The sequence below is a fragment of the Hallella bergensis DSM 17361 genome (genome assembly GCF_000160535.1).
Lineage (GTDB): Bacteria > Bacteroidota > Bacteroidia > Bacteroidales > Bacteroidaceae > Prevotella > Prevotella bergensis.
Genome location: NZ_GG704781.1, coordinates 677,109 through 698,418, shown reverse-complemented (window position 1 = coordinate 698,418; position 21,310 = coordinate 677,109). Strand labels below are relative to the sequence as shown.

Genomic DNA, 21,310 nt, shown 5'->3' with positions numbered 1-21,310 from the left:
CATGCCCTCCTCAGAGCTTCATATGGGTAATGTTATCGCTACATATAGATTTGACGGCAATCAGATTAATCCCGCTACTTTACAGTTAAATGGCAGCGTTAGGGAATCATATATAACGCCTAAAGACTTAAGGAGCCTTGATCCTAGGTTAGACAAATTTGCCAGTCCTGTTGTGCTAAGTTCTATTTTCTCGGGAACAAACAAAAGTCTGCATTGTCATAAACTTGACGTGGTTGTACCTCAGGAGGGAGTTGCACTTTCTTTAAATTCGCTCGCCAACATTAAACTTTCACTCTCAGGCTCTGTCCATTTCACAAAATACAAGCCCCAATGGAATGCCAATATTTCCTATTTGACCATGAATGAAGATGGACTGAAACTACTTGGAAGCAACATACCCGAAGCAATTGGGCGGATGAATAGCATCAACTATCGTGGACAGGCAAAAGGACTTGGCAAAAACTTTAGCACTCAGGGTGTTCTTCGCTCAGAGGCTGGCAATGCCAACATAACGGCAGAGGTGAGGGACGACGTGTTTACAGGACACGTAGACACCCAAGGTCTCAATTTGCGTCAGATACTCAATAACGATAAATTTGGGAAATTGGCCACTAACATTCATGTTGAGGGAAATATAAAGCGAATGCAATACAGGGCAAAAGGCAATGTCTCGCAAATAGTTTACAATCAATACGACTATCGCAACATCACAGTTGATGGCAGCTATAACAATGGCACGTTTGATGGACAGATCAGTATAGACGACCCCAATCTTATGGCCAATGCCAAGGGTAAGCTCTAACACAAACAACAAGAACATGTCGGCCAATCTCACTGCAAAGGTCAGGCGCTTTAATCCGACAGCACTACATTTGCATCATGACAAGTTGGGTAACGCTACCTATAGTGGTAATCTAATTGCATCGTTCACAGGAAATTGCCTGAACACAGCTACCGGAAATCTATATCTTACGGACTTCACCAAAACAACGGACAAAGACGAATACAGGCTCAACTCGTTCAGTTTGCAAGCTTGGAATAATAAGCAGGGACATTATCTCACATTGCGCAGTGACTTTGCCGATGCTGACTTGACCGGACGCTTTGACTATTCCACACTCATGCAAAGCGTAAAAAATGCTATTGTAAGTAGACTCCCAAGCATTCAACAGCTTACTCCTATACAGTTTAAGAAGACACAAGCCAACAATTTCAACCTGAAAGCAACCGTAAAACGTAGTGATTGGTTACATCAACTTTTGGAAACACCCATTGAAATCATCGAACCAATGCGCATTAACGGAAGTCTGAAAAGTGAGACTGACGATATAAGTGCGGATGTCTTTGTTCCGAATATCATATACAATAACATACCTTATAAAAATGTGTCGGTCGTCATTAAATCACCCGACAATAAACTGAATGCCGATATCAGTGCCATGAAAATGGATATTGACGGAGTTGGTATGGAATATAGAGTGGAGGCATCAGCAAGCAATGACCAGCTCGCCTCTGTTTTGACAGTAGACAATCATGCACGTAGGCACCGTCTGTCGGGAAGACTCAACTCCATCATCGGCTTTTCTAAAGGCGACGAGGGGCAGGCCGAAGCTCATATGGCGATACAAAGATCAAATATTAGTATTGGTGACAGCACCTTCACGATACATCCTTCTAACATTGTCTATAGCAAAAATCGATTGGTGGTTAACAACTTTGCTATCACAGGGAAAAATCAATATGTCAAGGTCAATGGTATTACAACCAAGAACACCAACGACTCGCTGATGGTGGATCTGAATGATGTAAATGTGAGCTATATCCTTAATTTGGTCAATTTTCACGCTGTTGAATTTAGTGGCAGTGCTTCTGGCAGGGGATACATTTCGAAAGTGTTTGATAATCCCGAAGTAAGAGGAATGCTTCATATCAACAATTTTCGTTTCGAAGGAGGACGAATGGGCAATCTTCAAGCGAATGTAAATTGGAATCGTGAATTGGAACAGGTTGATATCCACGCACAGGCCACAGACACTATGCAGACGATCACGGCTACACCACGACGGCGCATGACAAAAATTCAAGGCTATGTGTCGCCCAAACGAAACTATATGGATTTGGGTATAGAAGCCAATAACACCCGCGGAGAATTTGTAGGCACCTTTTGTGAGAGCTTCATGGATCATGTTGATCTCACGGTAAACGGTGCGGTACGCTTATGGGGTGACTTGGGAGACCTCAACCTGACCGGTGAGCTGTTAGCCAATGGCAAGTTAGGCATTACGCCATTGAACACCACGTACACGCTGCGTAACAGCATCATACGCTGTCTCATTAATGAAATTCAGTTTCCCAATGATACCATTTACGACCGCAATGGTAATGTGGGAGTCGTGTCAGGTAGCTTGTATCACGACCATTTGTCCAATATGAGTTATGACATCAACGTTCAAGCCAATCACCTGCTGGCATATGATCAGGGACCATCATACGGTAGCACGTTCTACGGCACGGTTTATGGTACGGGACAAGTGGATATCAAGGGTAAATCCGGAGACTTAATCATTGATGCCAATGTAACGCCTGAAGAACATTCACAAATTGTATACGACGTGTCGTCGCCCGATGCCATAGGCTCACAGGAATTCATACATTGGAGTTCGAGAGACTCTGCTAATATCATAACTCCAGGCACACGCTTGCCATCTGCCCACCCCGACAGTATCATTGAAGATGATGATATGGCAGACTCGCCGACGGATATACACATGAATTTCGTGATCAACGCCACGCCGGATGCCACGCTGAAAGTTCTCATGGACAAGACGACGGGTGATTATATCGCTCTCAATGGGTCGGGAGCACTACGTGTTGCTTACTACAACAAAGGTGATTTGGATATTTTTGGCAATTATTTGATTGACAAAGGTGTGTATAATCTGACGATACAAAATATACTCAAGAGGAAGTTCAACTTTGCACAAGGTAGTAGCATTATATTTGGAGGCGACCCGGCAGATGCTAATATAAACCTCAAGGCACTATACGCACTCAACTCCGTGAGTCTGTCCGACCTGCAAATCGGGCGCAGTTTCTCTGGCAATAATATCAAGGTAAACTGCATTATGAACATTTCCGGCACCCCAAACATGCCCAAGGTCGAGTTTGATTTGGATATGCCCACCATTGGCACCGATGTCAAACAGATGATATACAGCTTGATAAACAGCGAAGAAGAAATGAACCAGCAGGTGCTCTATTTGCTGGCCGTAGGACGTTTCTATGCTCAGGGGACTAACAATGCGGGCACTAACGATGCTGATAACCGCACGAGTTTAGCCATGCAAAGCATTCTAAGTGGACAGATTAGTCAACAACTCAATTCGGTATTGGGCTCTGTAGTAAAAGACACCAACTGGAACCTTGGAGCCAATATTTCTCCGGGCGACGAAGGATGGAACAATGCTGAATATGAGGGATTGCTGAGCGGCCGCATGCTCAATAATCGCCTGTTGTTTGATGGACAGTTTGGCTATCGCGACAACAAAAATACAACGGCTTCCTTTATAGGCGACTTTGACCTGCGCTACCATATTATCCCCAGTGGCAACCTTAGCATACATGTGTACAACAAAACCAACGACCGATATTTTACACGAAACTCTCTCAATACACAAGGCTTGGGATTCATCATTAAGAAGGACTTTGACAGTTGGCGGTCCCTTTTCAGATGGAAAAAGAAAAAATAAGGAGCGTTATGACTTCGCTGTTTCTCACAGGTCTGAGCCAAACTCTTGAATAGCAACATGCATCTTCATTTTACAGATTTTATAAATTTATTCATAGTTTTCTGCTTAGTATTTTGCAAATTGAAACTAAAACATTAACTTTGTATTTGATTTGTAATTCAAGGACCATCAATATAATTTAGATTCAAAAAGCATGGCACATAACATTTTCAAAGGATTAGGCATTGCTTTGGTTACACCTTTTAGCAGTGACGGGGAGGTAGACTACAAAGCTTTGAAAAGGCTTGTTGAGTATCAGCTTGATAATGGTGCCGACTTCTTATGTATTTTGGCTACCACATCCGAGACTCCCTGCCTGACCAAAGAAGAGAAGGATCATATTACAAATCTTGTAAAAGAAGAGGTTCGCGGACGCGTGCCCATTCTGAAATATTGCGGCGGAAACAATACGTCTGCCGTCACTAAGGAAATACGGGACACAGATTGGAGTGGTATTGATGGAATATTAAGTATCTGCCCGTATTATAACAAGCCGTCTCAGGAAGGACTTTATCAGCATTTCAAGGCAATTTCAGCTGCAAGTCCCCTGCCTGTAGTTATGTACAATGTGCCAGGCCGTACCGGCGTAAATATGAGTTCGGCCACAACCGTGAGGATAGCCAGAGACTGCCCAAACATTGTAGCCATCAAGGAGGCTTCGGGTAGTTTGGAGCAAGTTGACGAAATTATCAAGAATAAGCCAGATAACTTTGATGTTATTAGCGGTGACGACGCACTTACCTTTTCCATGGTAGCCAGTGGTGCCGCGGGTGTCATATCGGTTATTGGCAACGCTCTACCCAAGCAGTTCTCCCGCATGATCCGTCTTGAATTTAATGGTGAGTATGAGCCTGCCCGCAAAATCCATCATATGTTTACTGAGTTATACAGTCTTTTGTTTGTGGATGGCAATCCAGCCGGAGTCAAAGCATTGCTCAACGATATGGGTTTCATAGAAAACATTCTTCGCCTTCCATTGGTTCCGACAAAGATTGAAACCAAACAGAAAATGGCAGAAATCCTAAAGAAGATGACCATCTGAGTCATCTTCTTTCAGCTCGCATAGGTCCTCCTGCATGCAGCCTCACACGCCTTTTGCGAAGTTTTGTCTACAGGTTTGAGCCATACCGGGAGGCCATATGCAGGTGCTAATCTTTATTTCAACGTACCGTTCTGATAGAACTTCAGCAAATCGATGTTCAGTATCGCAAGATATTTTGCCTGAAGTTCTGCCTGCTGTGCCTTCATCAGCGCATCCTTGCCATTCATTAGCTCGATGGTGTTCTTCAGGTTAAGCCGAAACTGCTCGCTCAGTAATTCATAGCTCACTTGAGCAGAATGCGCACTAATTTTTGCACTCCTGAACTTCTCCTGATTGTTCAGGGCTTGCAACCAATAGTTTTCTATCGTGGAATAAAGGGTGGTTTGTTGTTCCTTCAAGTCGAGTTCAAACTCCTGCTTGGATAGCAAGGCCTTGTTTACAGCTGTTTTTGTCTGTCGGTTGTCAAAAATAGGCACGCTCACCGACAAACCACCATTCACACCAAAATTGTTTTTCAACTGCGCGCCCCATGCGTTGTTGTTCATCGATGTGGTGTTGGTTCCCACGCCAACATTGGCTGCAACTGTTGGCAATTTTAGAGCCTTGGCTATCTTGATATTCAGGTCGCTGCTCTTGATACCGAGCATCGCATTTCTGATCTCGGGTCTGCTGTTCAGCGCATTCTCATATACCACAGTAACGCCGGGGATAGCTTGCAAAGCCATGTCATCGGTTGCAAGCGGAACGATCACGTCAAATTCTTCCTGGTCGGTAATCTGCAGCAGTTTTTTCAGTTGTCGCTTATAATCCCTTAAATTGCTCTCAGCCTGTACCAGTGCATACTCGTCCTGCGCACGTTGAGCCGTAAGCTGCGCCAAGTCAGCCTTGCTCATGCTCCCGACATTGACAAACTCCCGACCGCGTTCCTCGTTTTTCATTGATGTCTCAAGAGTTTGCTTATTGACGTTGACAGCCTCTTTCGAATACAATATCTGAACATAGAGCTGAGCTATCTGCTCCTGTATGCTGTTGGCCGTGATGGCACTGTCGAGAGCAGCCTGGTCGGCCACCAGTTTGTTCGCCTTGACCTGGTTGCGGTTGCGTCCGCCGTTCCATACCGTCCAACTGCCGCTCACCACATACGATCCATTGTAGTAAGCTTTGTCCACGCTGGCCTGCACTTTGTCGCCGGCAATCTTATAGCTACCGGTTTCAGGCCAGGGGCTGTAGGTTACGTTTTGTGAAGTAGACGCAGAAAGTGAAGGCAGCAAGGCCGCTTGGCTCAACTTCACGTCCTCCAGTGCACTCAGACGTTTGATGCTGGTTTTTCGAAGCGAGATATTGTTGCTCAAGGCATACTCAATGCATTGCTGCAACGTCCACTGCTTGGCTTCTGACACTACTGGGAGTCCAACCAGCATACAGGTAACGGCAGACACCACGAATGATCTATTCATACTCTATCAATTGATTATCATGTTCAGTTGTTTGACAGACAGAACAAGAAAAAAGTATATTCCAATTCTAAAATATTAACATTGATTAGCGGAACTGTTGCCTCACATCACCATTTGGAAAATTCACTTCGCACCATCTCCCTGGTTTGCTCCCTGTGCACAGTGTTTTTAGGAGAAGTCGTGAAGACGGGCTATATATTTGCCCAGAATATCAAACTCAAGGTTTACCACGCTTCCCACCTGTATATCGCAAAAGTTGGTGTTCTCAAACGTATAGGGGATAATGGCTACCTTGAAACTGTTGTCAGTTGGCTCGCATACAGTAAGCGAAACACCATTAACGGTTACAGACCCCTTGTCTACCGTGAAATATCCGCGACGAGCCATAACCTTGTCAAGAGGATACTCGAATTTAAAATAGGTAGAACCATCGGCATCTTCCATCGCCACACACTTTGCAGTTTGGTCCACATGTCCTTGCACAATGTGACCGTCGAGTCGGCCGTTCATCAGCATAGATCGCTCCACATTCACCTTATCGCCAACCTTCAGCAGTCCGAGATTCGAACGGTCGAGTGTCTCTTTCATCGCCGTTGTGGTATAAGTGTCGCCTTCCACACTTACCACCGTGAGGCAAACTCCATTATGAGCCACGCTCTGGTCGATCCGGAGTTCGTCAGCAAACGAGCATTTCAGCGTGAAGTCTATATTTTCCTGATACTTGTTGATGGCCACTACCGTTGCCATTTCTTCTACGATACCACTAAACATGTCTATTGTCTTTATAGTTATTGCTCCCTACCCACAAAGTTTTCGCCTCCATCAGGCAAGATACTGAATTAAAAAGGAGAACTGAGGCCGGCCATGCGCCCTTGTCCTCAATTCTCCATCGTATAAAAAGGGGATCATACCGATGATGTGATGAAAACTCCTACTATAAAAGTGGTGAGTGCTCTCCGTCTTTGTAATCCACCGGCATATAGCTTAGGCGCATTGCGCTTTATGTGGCCCGCCATCAACAAGAGAAGCTTTCTCGGTTTTCAATGTAATTTGATGAGTATCCCAATCGAACCGATACAACCCCCAAGTTTTTATTCTCTTTTGTTGATGCAAATATACAGCTTTACTTTTGTTTTGCCAAATTAAATATGTATTTTTTCAACGCAATATACGCCACACCGTGACGTTAAAAAATCATCATGAGAAAAATCATATATATTCTAATGCTGCTCCTTGTGACCATCAAGGGCTTTGCCCAATACCGCATCACCGAAAACAAGCAGCATGCTTTTCCCAAAAGCATTCCGCCCGGTAACTACAGTGGTATTGCCTGGCTTGGCAACAACCGCTATGCCGTGGCCAATGACAAGGGGGGAACAGATGGTTTTCATATTTTCGAGATTGATATCGATTCGGTGTCGGGAGAGATATGTTCAGCCCGAGCTGTTGACTTTCGTTCAAACGGCTTGCCCAATCGCGACAATGAGGGCATCGCCTATAACGCAAAGCGTAACACCTTGTTGATGAGTGGTGAAGCTGACAACCGCATTTTGGAATACAACATGGAGGGACTGCACACGTTTCGCGAGGCTGAGCTGCCCGATTTCTACAAACACCTGCCCGAAAATTTGGGATTAGAGGCGTTGTCATACAACAACCACACCCATACACTTTGGACCTGCAACGAGAGCGACACTATGATGATACAGTCTTTCGACAGTCTTTATCGTCCCCTCACATCATACGCCTATCATCTCGACAGTCCCGTCGCCCATAAGACGAAAGCTCGCTATTATGCTCACGGCGTCGGAACCCTCTGTGCGCTCGATGACGGCAGCCTGTTGTTGCTTGAGCGCGAACTCTACACACCCAAATCGAAATTGGGGGCATTTGTCAATTGCAAGCTGTATCGATTAGTGCCCGGAGCGGAAGACAAGCAATTGCTGACGGAATGGCGCACCAAACTAACCTTGTTTAGTAGAAGTTTGGCCAACTACGAGGGAATGTGTCTTGGACCGGTGCTTGCCGACGGTTCGCGCGTCATTATTCTGGTTGCCGATTCTCAGAATCAGTATGGAGGCGTCCTGAAAGATTGGCTGAAGTCCCTGAAATTGGAGTTGGTTGAGCCTTAGGGGCGGCAGGCGTGATGGGAAGAAGTCTCTCGTATTTGTCGAAATGATATTTGCGGCCCATCAGCAATGTGATGAAAAGCGACGCAACGATCACGGCTAAAACCATCACAAACAACAATATCTGCATGGCCATGGCCGTGAATATGTTCACACCGCTCATCACCAGAGCCAACATCAGTACGGGAGCATTGACAAATACCACGCCCGACATGAGCTTCATGACAGGATTGAACGCTGCCTGAAGAGATCGGCGCACAAAAAATTGAGTTGCCTCACGATGGGTACTTCCATTGCCTAAGAGGTAATCATAAAGTTGGTTGTGATGATATAGCCCCATATAATAGATGTGTAGTGCATGGGCATTGGCTCCGATGGTACAACCGGTGAGCAAACCGAAAACCGGCACAAAGAATCGAACTTCAAAGGGGTTCTTCAGCCCCAGGACCAGAAAGAGCGTGTACAGTCCAATAATAAACACGGAAACCAACATGCCCGATGCCACCGGAATGATGAGCGCAGGCATGCGGAGCCTGCTTTTGCGAATCACCAGCACGGCACTCAACACAGCCATAACCATTCCCGATAGAATTGTCAGGGCTGTGTTGTTCCATTTGACAACCACGTACAGGGCCGCTCCTGACGCTATCACGGATGCTGCCATTGTGCCAAAAGATGCAACAAGCCGTCGCATGGTGCGCGGGTCGAATACATAGAGTATGTAGAGGGGGAGGGCAAGGAGTAGCAACCCCAGTACAAAACCAAGCAAGGAGATTTCCATCATTCAGAATTTTATGAGTTTATCACAAGGTGTCCTGTTGTCTTTACATGTGTAGAGCACTTCTGCTCCGTCAGCGACAAGGCGTTGCAGGAGCCGATAGGTTTGCTCTGTTTGCAAAAGATTGTCAACCAGAACTATAGAACGTTTAAGCAAGGGTAGGAGAGATAGCAGCACAAGTTGTTGGATTTGTTGTTCCACCTCGCTCACCGGTAGGCCGTAGACCGATTCATCTATCCCGAGCAGGCGCCATTCCTCCATCAGTTTCTCTTTCGTTAGTCCGGCATCGTGATTGATACGCAGGTCGTAGACCGAGCGGCAGAGGTCGGAAACTTTCATCTGGACATCGGGCATCTGGCTGGGTACAAATGAAATTTTCTGCCTGAGATAGCCGGCAGAATCCGGCCCTACAAGCTCGCCATCCACGGTAATATATCCGGATGCCACAGGAGTCAATCCCATGACAGCTCTCAGCAGACGGCTTTTACCCGAACCGGCAGGTCCACACAGACAAGCAGTCTCGCCCCCTGACAACATCATCGAGAACGATGTAGATGCTTCACCACCAGGCAAGGACACGGTTACGTTCTTAAATTCCAGCATACGCTTGTTTTATCCACAAAATTAGACAAAAAAAATGAGAATCATCGGATAAGCCACAAAAAGAAAAGAACTTTTGTTTCCCGAATTCCAGGCTGTGGGTGAAAAAACATGACAAGACCTTTTCTATGCGTCGCTGATTTGAAAAATCAAAATCGCTTGTTCCAAATGAGCGAAAAATGACAAGTTTATTTAAACCACTGTTTATCAAACTGTTATCATGTTGTCTTATTTCACTTCGTTCCATTGGCTTTTCGGATTCACGCCACTAAGGCCTAATGGCAGTGCCGTTAGGCCTTAGTGGCCATGCGACTAAACCTTGAACTCGTTGTCACGGAGCCTCAATCGTGAGGCGAGAAGGCCGTAACGGCAAGTTGGAGGAGCAATTTTCGATTGGTATTCCTGTTTTTATGATGAAAAACATGGCGTGATTTCGTCTGGTTGATCAGAAAGTCATGATGCGATGACGGTGATGTTTTATTGACATCATCACCTCTGTGCCTTGAATGTGATCCTCCTGTTTGAAATTTATTGAAAAATTATATGCTAAAATATTTGTTCGTTCAAAAATTAGTTGTATCTTTGCAACCGCATTTGGAGAAATGCCTCTGTAAAGAGTTTTAGGCGGCAATAGCTCAGTTGGTAGAGCACGACCTTGCCAAGGTCGGGGTCGCGAGTTCGAGTCTCGTTTGCCGCTCTTTGTTTTGAATAAATCCATGTAGAAGCCGGTAGCTTCTGTTTTGCCCAGGTGGCGGAATTGGTAGACGCGCACGTTTCAGGTGCGTGTGTTTTTAACGTGCAGGTTCGAGTCCTGTTCTGGGCACAATTTATTCAAAACGATAACATGTTGGAGAGGTGGCGGAATCGGTAGACGCGCTACTTTGAGGGGGTAGTGTCAATTGCGACGTGGGAGTTCGAGTCTCCTCCTCTTCACTTGTTTTTCCGTGCGGCAATAGCTCAGTTGGTAGAGCACGACCTTGCCAAGGTCGGGGTCGCGAGTTCGAGTCTCGTTTGCCGCTCTTTATTATAAGAGAAACATCACCACTTAATGAATTTATATTTAAGATATTTCGATAATGAGACGCTTGTCTCTCATGTGGACGAGGCTTTAGACTTTCTGCGTTCTATTCAGGACATTAACGTTACTCCGGAGATGGAAGCTGATGTACGGGAATATGCAGCAAGTGATGTTTTTTACCCCAAGCGTTATAAGGTACGTTCTCACGTTTATTTTATTATTATCAAGACGGTGGCAGCAACAATGCTTGATTTTAAGCAAAAAAAAGGACTGCGTTCGCCGGTGAACAACGGCGCACAGGATCGCCGTGGTCAGTCAGATAATGCGATGATGCATTTGGCTGAGATTCGCGAAGGTTGGTATGAAGGAGAATTGGACTTTAAGCGCGTGGTGATGATACCAGCTACGGGCAAGTATGAATACCGCGACACCAAGTTTGTGGTGCGCTGCAAGGCAAACTCCGGACAGGATTGCTACAACCGCATAGTTGAGCACTTGAGAGATAGAGTGGACAGACGCAGTCAGTTCCCGTCGGCCAAGGGAAAGAATTATCACTTCAAGTATCTCGGAATGTGGAAATAGCCAATTTGGCGTTTTACTTTAAAGGTATGACAGTATGAACAAAGTGATGCTTATAGGCAATGTCGGCAAGGAGCCGGATGTGAGATATTATGATGCTGACCAGGCAGTGGCCAAGGTGGCATTGGCTACATCGGAGCGTGGCTATACATTGAAAAACGGCACGCAGGTTCCTGACCGGACAGACTGGCATAACTTGGTTTTTTACCGGAAGTTGGCCAAAATTGTTGAACAATTTGTTCATAAAGGTGACAAGTTGTACATTGAGGGCCGATTACGCTATAATACATACGATGACCAGCAAGGCAGACGACGTTATGTAACTGACATCTTAGTGGACAACATGGAGATGCTTACACCAAGACGTAAGACTGACAGTGAATCCGTTTCGGAGAGCGATCAGCAGACTGGGGGGCAGGATTTGCCACAACAGGAGGACGGTCCTCTTCCTTTTTAAAACGATATAGTTTTGGATACCAATAATATACAGCAACTCAGCGAGTTTGTGGTCTTTTATCCAGTGACCGCTGGAATAGTCATAGCAGCCATACTGGCTGCTTTTCTGCTTTTCTTATCGGGTTTTGCCAGTGGTTCGGAGGTGGCTTTTTTCAGTCTTTCACCACAGGATATTGACAAACTTAATCCGCAAAAGTCTTCTGCAGATGCCAGCATAGAGAAACTTCGTCTGGATTCGGAGCGTACTTTGGCAACCATATTGATAATGAATAACTTTATCAATGTCACCATTATCATGCTGTGCAATTATATTTTCAAGTCGTTGGTCAGATTCCAAGCTGTGTGGTTGGAGTTCCTGTGTATCACGGTCTTGCTCACGTTTTTGCTGCTTCTTTTCGGTGAAATCATGCCCAAGGTTTACACGCGCCAAGCACCTTTGAGCTTTTGTCGTAAGGTTGTGAAGGGCATTATGTTTGCCCGGAAATTGTTATGGCCGTTGGGCACAGTGCTGATTAAAAGTGGTACGATAGCAGAACGTGCTGTACCTAAGGAGAATAGAACGCTCAGTGTGGACGACTTGGAGCAGGCGCTCGATTTGACAGATAAGGAGGAAATCAAAGAGGAGCAGAGTATGTTGCGTGGTATCATCCGTTTTGGCGATGAGACCGCCAAGGAGATTATGACCAGTAGGCAGGATATCGTGAGGATCGATATACGCAGCAGCTATCAGGAGGTATTGGACTGTATTGTTGAAAGCAATTACAGTCGCATACCTGTATATCAGGACAACGACGACAATATCCGTGGCGTTTTATATATTAAGGACTTACTGCCACACTTATCTAAAAAGGCAGACTTCCGCTGGCAGAGTCTGATGCGGCCGCCTTATTTCGTGCCCGAAACAAAAAAGATTGATGATCTTTTGCATGAATTCCAGGACAACAAGGTGCATATTGCCATCGTTGTAGATGAATTTGGAGGAACGAGTGGTCTTGTGACGATGGAGGATATCTTGGAGGAGATCGTTGGAGAAATCAACGACGAATATGATGATGATGACAATGGCTATTCCAAGTTGAGCTACAACACCTATCTTTTTGAAGGCAAGACCTTGTTGAGTGACTTCTGCAAGGTGCTGCAAGTGGACTCGAATGAATTTGCAGAAGAGTATCCTGATGCGGATACGTTGGCTGGATTGTTGTTGGAAATAAAAGGCGACTTTCTTAGTGTGCGCGAGAAGCTGGAATATAAGAATTATAGATTCGAGGTGATGAACGTGGAGGGCCGACGCATCAGTCGTGTCAAGGTTACGATATTATAGTTTATGCGAACATGCCTTTGGTAAGAGACGAGTTTATAAAACCCGATGTTCGCTTGGCCGTTTGGCGTTTGACAGAAGCTGTCGAGGACTTTGTTGTTCCACGGCAGCTTGATTTGTCAATGATGCGTTCTGATTCCCGCAAATGCGAAGTTCTGGCAATTTATGCGTTGTTGGCTCACATGACGGGCAGGGATGGTTTGTTAATTGATCATGATGAGACAGGACGTCCCAGTGTTCCGGGGTGGAAACTTGGTATCAGTCATACGAAAGGGTGGGCTGCACTCATCATGTCGAAAATGCGGACGGTTGCCATAGATATTGAATACCAGTCGGAGAGGGTTGCACGTGTGTCTGATCGATTTTTGCGCCCTGATGAGAAAAGAGGAACCGTCTCTTGTCAGCTCATCAGTTGGAGTGCAAAAGAGACGGTATATAAGTTGTTGAGCGAAGAGAACCTTCAGTTTTCCGAAATGCGCCTCAAAACCTTTGAAGAATCGGATCAGGGCGTAGTGGAGGTGGAAGATTTGAAGAAACCAAAGTCCGTTATGGTGAACTTTGAACTCAATAAAGACTATGTTTTAACTTATGCAGTGGAGTAGTGTGAGGGGGCAGACAGACTTACTCCTTTCGAACGACCACCGGGTTTTCTTTTCTCTTTTTCCATTCTTTCAAGTAGCCATTCCATTCTTTTGCCGAATGATATCCAAACTCTTCGTTGGCACTTGTATATGTCAAGTTGTAGTGAATGGTGTTGCCAACAGGCTTGAGCACGGTGCAATAATTATCCTTGTCGGCTGGCATTTCTCTTACGCGGTAAACCTTAGGGATATATATGCCCAAACCTACGGTTTCACGTTTCCAGTTGATAGTGTCGGCAGAGGGCCAGTCAGTGCCCCAACAGCCTCTTATTCCATCACGATCGCTTAAATCGATCGAGTTCTTGACATTGATAATGCCTGTTGAGAACTGTTGATTAGACATGTCTCTGTTGAAAGCAACATCCACGTCAAAGTCACGATGGCCTGTATACAAAGTATATCTGAGGGTCATGTTTACTGGTTCTGTGCCGGGAGAAATGGTCCATGCCATGTCTTCAACCTCTACGATTGTGCGGACAGGCCCCTGGGCGAGTATTCTGTGTGTGCGGTGCTGGACGTCATCAAGCATGGTGGGCTCACTTCCGTTCCATCCACGCAGTGCACCCAGACCGAAAGAATTGCCCACCCACAGTACATCGTCGCCGTATCCTTGGGCTTTCTGCTCTTTGGAAGTGTAAAACTGTGTTTCCTTAAGCTCCAGTCCCTTATGGAATTTGCCATATAAATCGATCGTCTGACGATGGTCCATATATATGCGCATGGCTATCATCTCGTTCTCAAAAGCTACGCCGTGATGGTGTAACACGTTATAGGGCTTGACGGTTTGCTTGTCTATAGTAATGGCCGAAAGGTATATGTTTTGCTTGTTCTTTTCCTTGGCTCCACTTCTCAGTACAATTTCTGCATAAGTCATGGGCTTGTATTCACGTGGTTTGCCGTTGTTGGATAACGTTATGGTAGCCTTTGTGTTATTGTTTTTCGTCACATCAACTACAAAAGATAATTCATCCATCCGTCCATCTTTATTCAAATCGTCCAACTGGCACGGTATCTCCACGCCGTCTATGGTAACCAATGCAGATTTCACGACACCGTAATCGGCCAGCTTCATGACAATCGGGGCATTAGGATGCGTAACTTTAGAAGAAAGAGTGAGGTTGATAACTTGTTGAGCTGACATGGTGGCAAACCCCATACTGGCAGCGATGAGAAGGAGATTTCGTTTCATAAGTATTTGTTTTGTTTTACTGACAAGCAAATTTAATCATTCTTTTCATGAAATATAGGAGTTCAATCATTTTCCAATTAATGTTTTAAAGAAAATAAAAACAAATAAATATATTTTGTGATAATGTTAACTTTTTTAGCTTTTTTCTTGCTCGGCATTATAAATTTTAGTAATTTTGCATACATAATATGCTCTTTAAGGTGGTTCATAGGATATATTACATATTGATAGCTGTTCTTGTTCTGCTTAGTGCTTGTGATTTCAAGCTTAAGCCGAATGGAGACGAGCATGATGTTGCTCATATCAAAGTCGAACGATATGACCGGCTGCAGAGTCGGTATCTCATTACCGGCGACTTTTCCGCATTGCAGCAGATGAACACAGAATATCCTATTGAAACACGTACTTTGGTAGAGAAAATGCTTCAGATAGGCGAAGTGGCCGACCACGATATTAATGAAAAATTCCTGCGTTTCTATCAGGATTCCACTCTGCAGACAATTATTAATGATGCTGGATCGGAGTATGCCAATATGGATGATATTAATAAACAGTTGGAAAAAACCTTCGCCCAGTTGAAAGAGTGGCTTCCCGACATGCCGATTCCGCGTGTATATGCGCAGATTGGAGCATTGGATCAAAGCATTGTAGTAGGGGAGAAGATGATAGGAATATCACTTGACAAATATATGGGAGCTAAATATCCCATATACCAACGTTACGATTATACAGCTGAACAGCTTCGTACGATGGGTCGAAATTTTATTGTACCGGACTGTGCGAGCTTTTATTTATTGAGTCTTTATCCCATGGCAAACTACGACTCTCGCTCGCAGTTGGAGAAAGACCTCCACATGGGCAAGGTGATGTGGGTTGTCAATAAGGCCATGGGCAAGGCAGCTTTTAACACTGAATATGTCAAAACGGTAGGGAGATACATGAAGAAACATCCGGAGTTAACAGTCGCTGAGCTTCTGGAAAGCGATGACTATAGTCAGATCATATAGTCCTGCCGTTTATTTATTTCTACTCAAGAGAAAGGTCAAATACCCCTGATGGAGTCTTGCGTTTAAGCACATCCAGCTTGAAGTCGGCTCCTGAAATATCACCGGCAATAATTCCATGAGAGCGAAGGATTTGTTTTACGCTTTTCTCTGCAAGCTCGGGGTGGTTGTTCTCATCACTCAAATGACACAGCCAGACATGTTGAAGTTTCGACGTGGCATTTTCTGCAATGGCTGTAGCACATTCCACATTACTCATGTGACCGTATGGCCCGCGTATTCTTTTTTTCAGGTGGGTGGGATATGAACCGCGGTCAAGCATCTCGGATTCATAATCAGCTTCGATGACCAAGTAGTTGGCTTTGCCAATATATTCCTTGATTTCATCTGTTAGATGTCCCACGTCGGTCATCAGAACAAAGGTAATGTTTTGGTATTGAATACAATAACCCACATTGTCAGTACTGTCGTGAGGGATGTCGAATGGAGTAATGGTAAAGTCTGAAAGCTGAAATTGTGTGTTCTTATCGATGAATTTAATGCGCTCGGGCATAATTTTACAGCGCACACACCAATTATTGTCTATTCCTGCATGAACCTTTTGTGTCGAATATACGGGCAGGTTGAACTCTTTGCTCAAACTTCCCACTGACTTGACATGGTCTGCATGGTCGTGTGTGATGATCAAACTGTTTGCTTTGGACAGTTGGATGTTATAATCTTTAAAATGTTTTTTCAATGTCCTGATGCCCACTCCGGCATCTATCAGAAGTCCATAGTTCTCTGTAAACAAGTAGCTACAGTTACCACAACTGCCACTTCCGAATGATATATAATGTAGCATTTTGGCTCAAATTTTATACAAAGGTATAGAAAACAAAGCACAATGTGGTTTGATTAAGTGTAAATTTTCACAATAATCAATGCACCTTATATTCTCATCATAACATAAAAAGATAGGTTTGAAGTAAATCTATCATTCTTTATGATGCAAAATCATGCACGTCGGCTTGATATATTGGGGAAATATACTTACATTTGTACGGTAAAAGCAATGAATTCTAATGAGTAGAAAAATAAAGCGTGGATTGGTATATATGTTTTCTTTCTTGTTGCTGTTATCGTGCGGCAAAACAAAGGAAGAACAAGTAGAGGAAACAGTTGAAGCCTTTTCAAACACATATTTCAACTGGCAATTCCACCGATCGATTGCGCATTGTACTCCTGATTCCAAACGATGGCTGAACTATATGGCTTCGCAGGTGAGGCAGGACGATATCGATCTTCTCAGAGCACAAGAAGAAAGTGCTGAGGTAGAAATCACCCACGTAAATATATTAGATGGAGACAGCGTGGCAAAGGTAGAGGTGACGGTGCGTAATTATTTGCGGATGGATACTATAGGGACAAAGGGAAGAATAGAAGAGGAGAATCGGTTCATTATCTTTGCAAAGTCTGTAGGCAATCAATGGAAGGTTAGACTCACTTCGCCTTTACGTGCTGAGAGAGACTAAGGAAATAACCGAATTTGTACAGTTTAAATACGGTAAGTGATGGGGCCGGTCCAGTAAGATTCTTTCTCCATTTGTTTTTCAGAATATGAAAGAGCCATAAAAATACTCGTTTCAGGACAGGGTTGGTGTGTGCGACAGCATGCAACAGTTTGGAATAACCATTTAGTTCGTCTTTGAATTGAAAGAGGGTTTGCAGTCCTTCTTCGGTTTTAGATACGAAGTGCGCATTGTCTTCATAGTCAAAAAAGCCGATGGGAGCATGGATGTGCTTAACCTTGATGTTGGCGCGTTGCAGTTGTTTCCCTAACATCACATCCTCATAGCCGTAGTTTACAAACCTTTCGTCTAATGGATTGTTCAACATCAGATCCCGTTTGATGAGCAAATTTGAGATATTGAAGCTCTTGAATGGGTTTGCTTCCCTTTTTTCCACAGTGTGTCCCTTGGCTGATGCCTGCTCGTAGAGCCATCTCAGGTTACCTTCCGGACCCGGCATCATGCGATATCCTCCATAGCATACCTCAGCCGTTTTGGAGGCTTTTACAAAGTGTGCAAGATAGTCTGGAACTATCACTTGGCCATCTCCATCAATGTAAAGCAGCCATTCTCCCTGAGCTTCCCTTGCCAGAAAATTGCGTATACGAGCCCTTCCCATATTTTTGTTGCGGCGTATAAACCTGCAGTGGGGAATCTTGTCAATATTTCGGTTGGTGCTCACGATTTCCTCATTGCTTGAAGCATCATCAGCCACAACAATTTCCCACGCCAATCCATCGATGAGAGAGGCCTGTCTTGCAAGCTTGGTTACCAACTCCACGCAGGCAACATTATAGGTCGGAATGACAATGGAAATCATGGAAGTTTAGCTTTCAGGTATTTACCGGTTGCGCTTTCCTTACAAGCCGCAATGTCTTCGGGTGTTCCTGTACATACGACATCACCTCCGGCGTTGCCCCCACCGGGACCAAGGTCTATTACCCAGTCGGCTGCTTTAATCACATCCAAGTTGTGTTCGATGACCAAGATGCTGTGTCCACGGTCTATCAAGGCAGCGAAAGCATTGAGCAGACGGGTGATGTCATGGAAGTGTAAGCCTGTGGTAGGCTCATCAAAGATAAACATGCTTGGCTCCTGCTTTTCCTGTCCAATATAATAGGCCAGCTTCACGCGTTGGTTTTCACCTCCCGAAAGTGTGGCTGAACTTTGACCGAGTTTGATGTATCCAAGCCCAACGTCTTCAAGCGGTTTCAGACGATTGACAATAGTTTTTATTTTATGCTTGCCAAAGAAATCAAGTGCTTCCGACACGGTCATGTTCAACACATCATATATATTTTTTCCCTCAAATCTTACATCAAGCACGTCTTGTTTGAATCTCCGGCCATGGCATGCCTCACATTCCAACTCAAGGTCTGCCATAAATTGCATTTCCACCGTGATGACCCCTGCGCCCTTGCATTCCTCGCATCGTCCTCCTTCGGTATTGAACGAGAAGTACTGTGCACTGAAACCGAGTTGCTTGGCCAATGGCTGGTCGGCAAAAAGTTGGCGTATCGCATCGTAAGCCTTCAGGTATGTGGCCGGATTGGAACGCGTACTTTTGCCAATGGGGTTTTGGTCAACGTATTCGATGTGGTGAATTTGCCTCCAGTCTCCGTCGAGTGACAGAAACTCGCCCGGTGCATCGCAAACCTCGTTCAGGCGTCGCTTCACGGCAGGATAAAGTATGCCTTTTATCAAACTCGACTTTCCCGACCCCGACACTCCGGTGACAACGGTCATCACATTGAGCGGGATTTCAACATGAATGCCCCGTAGGTTATTCATTCGGCAGCCGTTCAGCTTGATCGATAGGTTCCAAGGGCGTCGCGATGTCGGCACGGGAATTGTTTCAGTCTTCGTCAGATATTTGATGGTATAGCTTTTCGGATATTTCTCCAACAAATCCTTGCTTCCTGCCGAGTCTCCCACTTTCAGGGCTTCGGGCATCTCTCCACCGTACACAATCTCTCCTCCATGACGGCCTGCATCGGGTCCGATATCGATCAACCAGTCGGCTTCGCGCATAATATCCTCGTCGTGTTCTACCACCACCACGGTATTGCCAAGCCCCTGGAGCTCGCGCAAGACATGAATCAGCCGCTCGGTATCACAGCTGTGTAGGCCAATGCTTGGTTCGTCGAGAATATAAAGACTGCCCACCAGCGACGATCCAAGAGAGGTGGTCAAGTTGATGCGTTGACTCTCTCCCCCCGACAACGAGTTACTCAGACGATCCAAGGTCAGATAGCCCAACCCCACATCACAGAGGAAACGCAGGCGTGAGGTAATCTCAGTGAGTAGTCTTTTGCTCACTTTTTGCTCGTGTTCCGTGAGTTCAAGTTGTCCGAACCACTGTGCCAGGTTGCGAACAGGCATCTGCGTCAGGTCAGTAATGCTTTTCCCACCAATCTTTACCCATTGCGTTTCTTTCTTGAGTCGGGTACCCTTACAGTCCGGGCAGACCGTCCTTCCACGATATCGGCTCATCATCACGCGATATTGGATTTTGTATTGATTTTCTTTTACCATTTGGAAAAACGAATCAATACAAACGCTGTCGGCTCGACGTTTCCCGTTTTTCTTCATCTCCGAAGGTAGCCCATGCCATAGCATATCTTTCTCCCGGGCCGTCAAATCCATGTATGGTTTGAAGATGGGGAAGTTGTCGGTCTGTGCCCGGCGACAAAATTCCTCCTGCCATTTCTTCATCTTGTCGCCATGCCAGCATTGCACGCATCCGTCATAGACAGAAAGTGTCGAGTTTGGAATAACTAACTTTTCGTCTATGCCTATCACACTGCCAAAACCCTCGCAGGTGGGACAGGCCCCCAGCGGAGAGTTAAACGAAAACATGTTGTCGTTGGGCTCTTCAAACCTAATGCCATCCGCCTCAAACCGAGATGAGAAATCATAGCAGATGTTGGAGGGAAGAAACAACAGCCTGCAGCTGCCGTCGCCTTCATACATGGCTGTCTCCACTGAGTCGACAAGCCGGGCTATGATGTCCTTCTCCTGAGACACACTCAGTCGGTCGATAATCAGAAACAGTGAATCTGGCGACTGTCCTTGGCCTGACAATTGCTTGGCATCGAGTACATCTTCTATACGCAACACTTCATCTTCCAGCATGATACGTGTGTATCCTTCCTGAAGATACATTTCGAGCTGTTTTTCTATTGGTCGGCCTTCTACCACATGAAAAGGCGACAGTACCATATATTTTGTGCCCTCGGAATATTGCATAACTTGAGTAAGGACGTCCTCTGTGGAGTGTTTTTTCACTTCCTGTCCGGAGATAGGAGAGAAGGTGCGACCTATGCGCGCATAGAGCAGACGTAGATATTCATATATTTCGGTCGAGGTTCCCACGGTGGAACGTGGGTTGCGAGCTGTAACTTTCTGCTCTATCGCAATAGCGGGAGGCAGCCCTTTGATAAAGTCACATTCCGGCTTGCTCATGCGTCCCAAAAACTGACGTGCGTAGCTCGACAGACTTTCCACATAACGCCGCTGTCCTTCGGCATATAGCGTGTCGAAAGCAAGCGAGGACTTGCCAGAACCCGACACGCCCGTTATGGTTACAAATTTGTTGCGTGGAATGCGCAGACTGATATTCTTCAGGTTGTTTACCCTTGCACCTTTTATCTCAATATATTTTTCTTCCATGTCTTGAAGCTCTATCAACGTACATCATACAAAAATACAAAGAATATTTCTAAATCTGCTTGAATCTCTAAACTTCTTATTTACTTGTT

The 21,310-nt window shown here is 45.2% G+C and carries 17 protein-coding genes, 4 tRNA genes and 1 pseudogene; 14 read left to right on the top strand and 8 right to left on the bottom strand.

The window, feature by feature from the left end:
- The 3 genes and pseudogenes from HMPREF0645_RS13965 to dapA all read left to right on the top strand — a co-directional run.
- A pseudogene (locus HMPREF0645_RS13965) lies at nucleotides 1-802 on the top strand (translocation/assembly module TamB domain-containing protein); the annotation flags it as partial.
- Entirely contained in the window at nucleotides 783-3,749 is a 2,967-nt protein-coding gene (locus HMPREF0645_RS06915) for a translocation/assembly module TamB domain-containing protein (protein WP_007174212.1), read from the top strand. The pseudogene HMPREF0645_RS13965 and the gene HMPREF0645_RS06915, both read left to right, overlap by 20 nt.
- Nucleotides 3,750-3,942: 193 nt before the next feature.
- Nucleotides 3,943-4,830, top strand: coding sequence for a 4-hydroxy-tetrahydrodipicolinate synthase (gene dapA, locus HMPREF0645_RS06910; RefSeq protein WP_007174211.1), 888 nt, complete (start codon nucleotides 3,943-3,945; stop codon nucleotides 4,828-4,830).
- A gap of 113 nt (nucleotides 4,831-4,943) precedes the next feature.
- On the opposite strand, the gene HMPREF0645_RS06905 is transcribed toward dapA, so the two are convergent.
- Both HMPREF0645_RS06905 and HMPREF0645_RS06900 read right to left on the bottom strand, forming a co-directional pair.
- Nucleotides 4,944-6,287: a TolC family protein gene (locus tag HMPREF0645_RS06905; protein WP_044123355.1), complete on the bottom strand. Its 1,344-nt coding sequence runs from the start codon at nucleotides 6,285-6,287 to the stop codon at nucleotides 4,944-4,946.
- A gap of 168 nt (nucleotides 6,288-6,455) precedes the next feature.
- Complete coding sequence (locus HMPREF0645_RS06900; protein ID WP_007174208.1) at nucleotides 6,456-7,058, bottom strand: riboflavin synthase; 603 nt, start codon at nucleotides 7,056-7,058, stop codon at nucleotides 6,456-6,458.
- 428 nt (nucleotides 7,059-7,486) lie between these two features.
- On the opposite strand from HMPREF0645_RS06900, the gene HMPREF0645_RS06895 reads away from it, so the two are divergent.
- Nucleotides 7,487-8,419, top strand: a complete 933-nt coding sequence (locus HMPREF0645_RS06895; RefSeq protein WP_007174207.1) for an esterase-like activity of phytase family protein — start codon at nucleotides 7,487-7,489, stop codon at nucleotides 8,417-8,419.
- Here HMPREF0645_RS06895 and HMPREF0645_RS06890 read toward each other — a convergent pair.
- Entirely contained in the window at nucleotides 8,331-9,200 is an 870-nt protein-coding gene (locus HMPREF0645_RS06890) for an ABC transporter permease (RefSeq protein ID WP_007174206.1), read from the bottom strand. The two genes, HMPREF0645_RS06895 and HMPREF0645_RS06890, sit on opposite strands and share 89 nt — an antisense overlap.
- Nucleotides 9,201-9,797: an ATP-binding cassette domain-containing protein gene (locus tag HMPREF0645_RS06885; RefSeq protein ID WP_007174205.1), complete on the bottom strand. Its 597-nt coding sequence runs from the start codon at nucleotides 9,795-9,797 to the stop codon at nucleotides 9,201-9,203. It lies immediately after the preceding gene.
- 621 nt (nucleotides 9,798-10,418) lie between these two features.
- On the opposite strand from HMPREF0645_RS06885, the gene HMPREF0645_RS06880 reads away from it, so the two are divergent.
- The 8 genes from HMPREF0645_RS06880 to HMPREF0645_RS06845 all read left to right on the top strand — a co-directional run bounded on the left by HMPREF0645_RS06880 (nucleotide 10,419) and on the right by HMPREF0645_RS06845 (nucleotide 13,767).
- A tRNA-Gly gene (locus HMPREF0645_RS06880) sits at nucleotides 10,419-10,491 on the top strand.
- A gap of 45 nt (nucleotides 10,492-10,536) precedes the next feature.
- Nucleotides 10,537-10,617: transfer RNA gene (locus tag HMPREF0645_RS06875), tRNA-Leu, on the top strand.
- A 26-nt stretch (nucleotides 10,618-10,643) separates the two neighbouring features.
- Nucleotides 10,644-10,727: transfer RNA gene (locus tag HMPREF0645_RS06870), tRNA-Leu, on the top strand.
- A 13-nt stretch (nucleotides 10,728-10,740) separates the two neighbouring features.
- Nucleotides 10,741-10,813 (top strand) — tRNA-Gly (locus HMPREF0645_RS06865).
- 29 nt (nucleotides 10,814-10,842) lie between these two features.
- Nucleotides 10,843-11,394 (top strand): hypothetical protein, encoded by a 552-nt coding sequence (locus HMPREF0645_RS06860; protein ID WP_007174203.1) that lies wholly within the window; start codon nucleotides 10,843-10,845, stop codon nucleotides 11,392-11,394.
- A gap of 34 nt (nucleotides 11,395-11,428) precedes the next feature.
- A complete protein-coding gene (locus HMPREF0645_RS06855; RefSeq protein WP_007174202.1) occupies nucleotides 11,429-11,848 on the top strand; it encodes a single-stranded DNA-binding protein in 420 nt (139 codons plus the stop codon).
- Nucleotides 11,849-11,860: 12 nt separating this feature from the next.
- The gene (gene gldE / locus HMPREF0645_RS06850; RefSeq protein ID WP_007174201.1) at nucleotides 11,861-13,168 is read left to right on the top strand and encodes a gliding motility-associated protein GldE; all 1,308 of its coding nucleotides are present in this window, start codon (nucleotides 11,861-11,863) and stop codon (nucleotides 13,166-13,168) included.
- A gap of 11 nt (nucleotides 13,169-13,179) precedes the next feature.
- Nucleotides 13,180-13,767, top strand: a complete 588-nt coding sequence (locus HMPREF0645_RS06845; RefSeq protein ID WP_007174200.1) for a 4'-phosphopantetheinyl transferase family protein — start codon at nucleotides 13,180-13,182, stop codon at nucleotides 13,765-13,767.
- A gap of 19 nt (nucleotides 13,768-13,786) precedes the next feature.
- Here the strand turns inward: HMPREF0645_RS06845 and HMPREF0645_RS06840 are convergent, their stop codons facing one another.
- Entirely contained in the window at nucleotides 13,787-14,995 is a 1,209-nt protein-coding gene (locus tag HMPREF0645_RS06840; RefSeq protein WP_007174199.1) for a DUF4861 domain-containing protein, read from the bottom strand.
- Nucleotides 14,996-15,183: 188 nt separating this feature from the next.
- On the opposite strand from HMPREF0645_RS06840, the gene HMPREF0645_RS06835 reads away from it, so the two are divergent.
- Nucleotides 15,184-16,002, top strand: coding sequence for a gliding motility protein GldB-related protein (locus tag HMPREF0645_RS06835; RefSeq protein WP_007174198.1), 819 nt, complete (start codon nucleotides 15,184-15,186; stop codon nucleotides 16,000-16,002).
- A gap of 19 nt (nucleotides 16,003-16,021) precedes the next feature.
- Here the strand turns inward: HMPREF0645_RS06835 and HMPREF0645_RS06830 are convergent, their stop codons facing one another.
- Nucleotides 16,022-16,843 carry an MBL fold metallo-hydrolase gene (locus HMPREF0645_RS06830; RefSeq protein WP_044123354.1) on the bottom strand — a complete coding sequence of 274 codons (822 nt, stop codon included), beginning with the start codon at nucleotides 16,841-16,843 and terminating at the stop codon, nucleotides 16,022-16,024.
- A 220-nt stretch (nucleotides 16,844-17,063) separates the two neighbouring features.
- On the opposite strand from HMPREF0645_RS06830, the gene HMPREF0645_RS06825 reads away from it, so the two are divergent.
- On the top strand, nucleotides 17,064-17,513 hold the full coding sequence (locus HMPREF0645_RS06825) for a hypothetical protein (protein ID WP_007174196.1): 450 nt from the start codon (nucleotides 17,064-17,066) through the stop codon (nucleotides 17,511-17,513).
- Here HMPREF0645_RS06825 and HMPREF0645_RS06820 read toward each other — a convergent pair.
- Both HMPREF0645_RS06820 and uvrA read right to left on the bottom strand, forming a co-directional pair.
- Nucleotides 17,482-18,369 (bottom strand): glycosyltransferase family 2 protein, encoded by an 888-nt coding sequence (locus tag HMPREF0645_RS06820; RefSeq protein WP_007174195.1) that lies wholly within the window; start codon nucleotides 18,367-18,369, stop codon nucleotides 17,482-17,484. The genes HMPREF0645_RS06825 and HMPREF0645_RS06820 overlap by 32 nt on opposite strands.
- On the bottom strand, nucleotides 18,366-21,221 hold the full coding sequence (uvrA, locus tag HMPREF0645_RS06815; protein WP_007174194.1) for an excinuclease ABC subunit UvrA: 2,856 nt from the start codon (nucleotides 21,219-21,221) through the stop codon (nucleotides 18,366-18,368). Before uvrA ends, HMPREF0645_RS06820 begins: the two co-directional genes overlap by 4 nt.
- Nucleotides 21,222-21,310 lie beyond the last annotated feature (89 nt).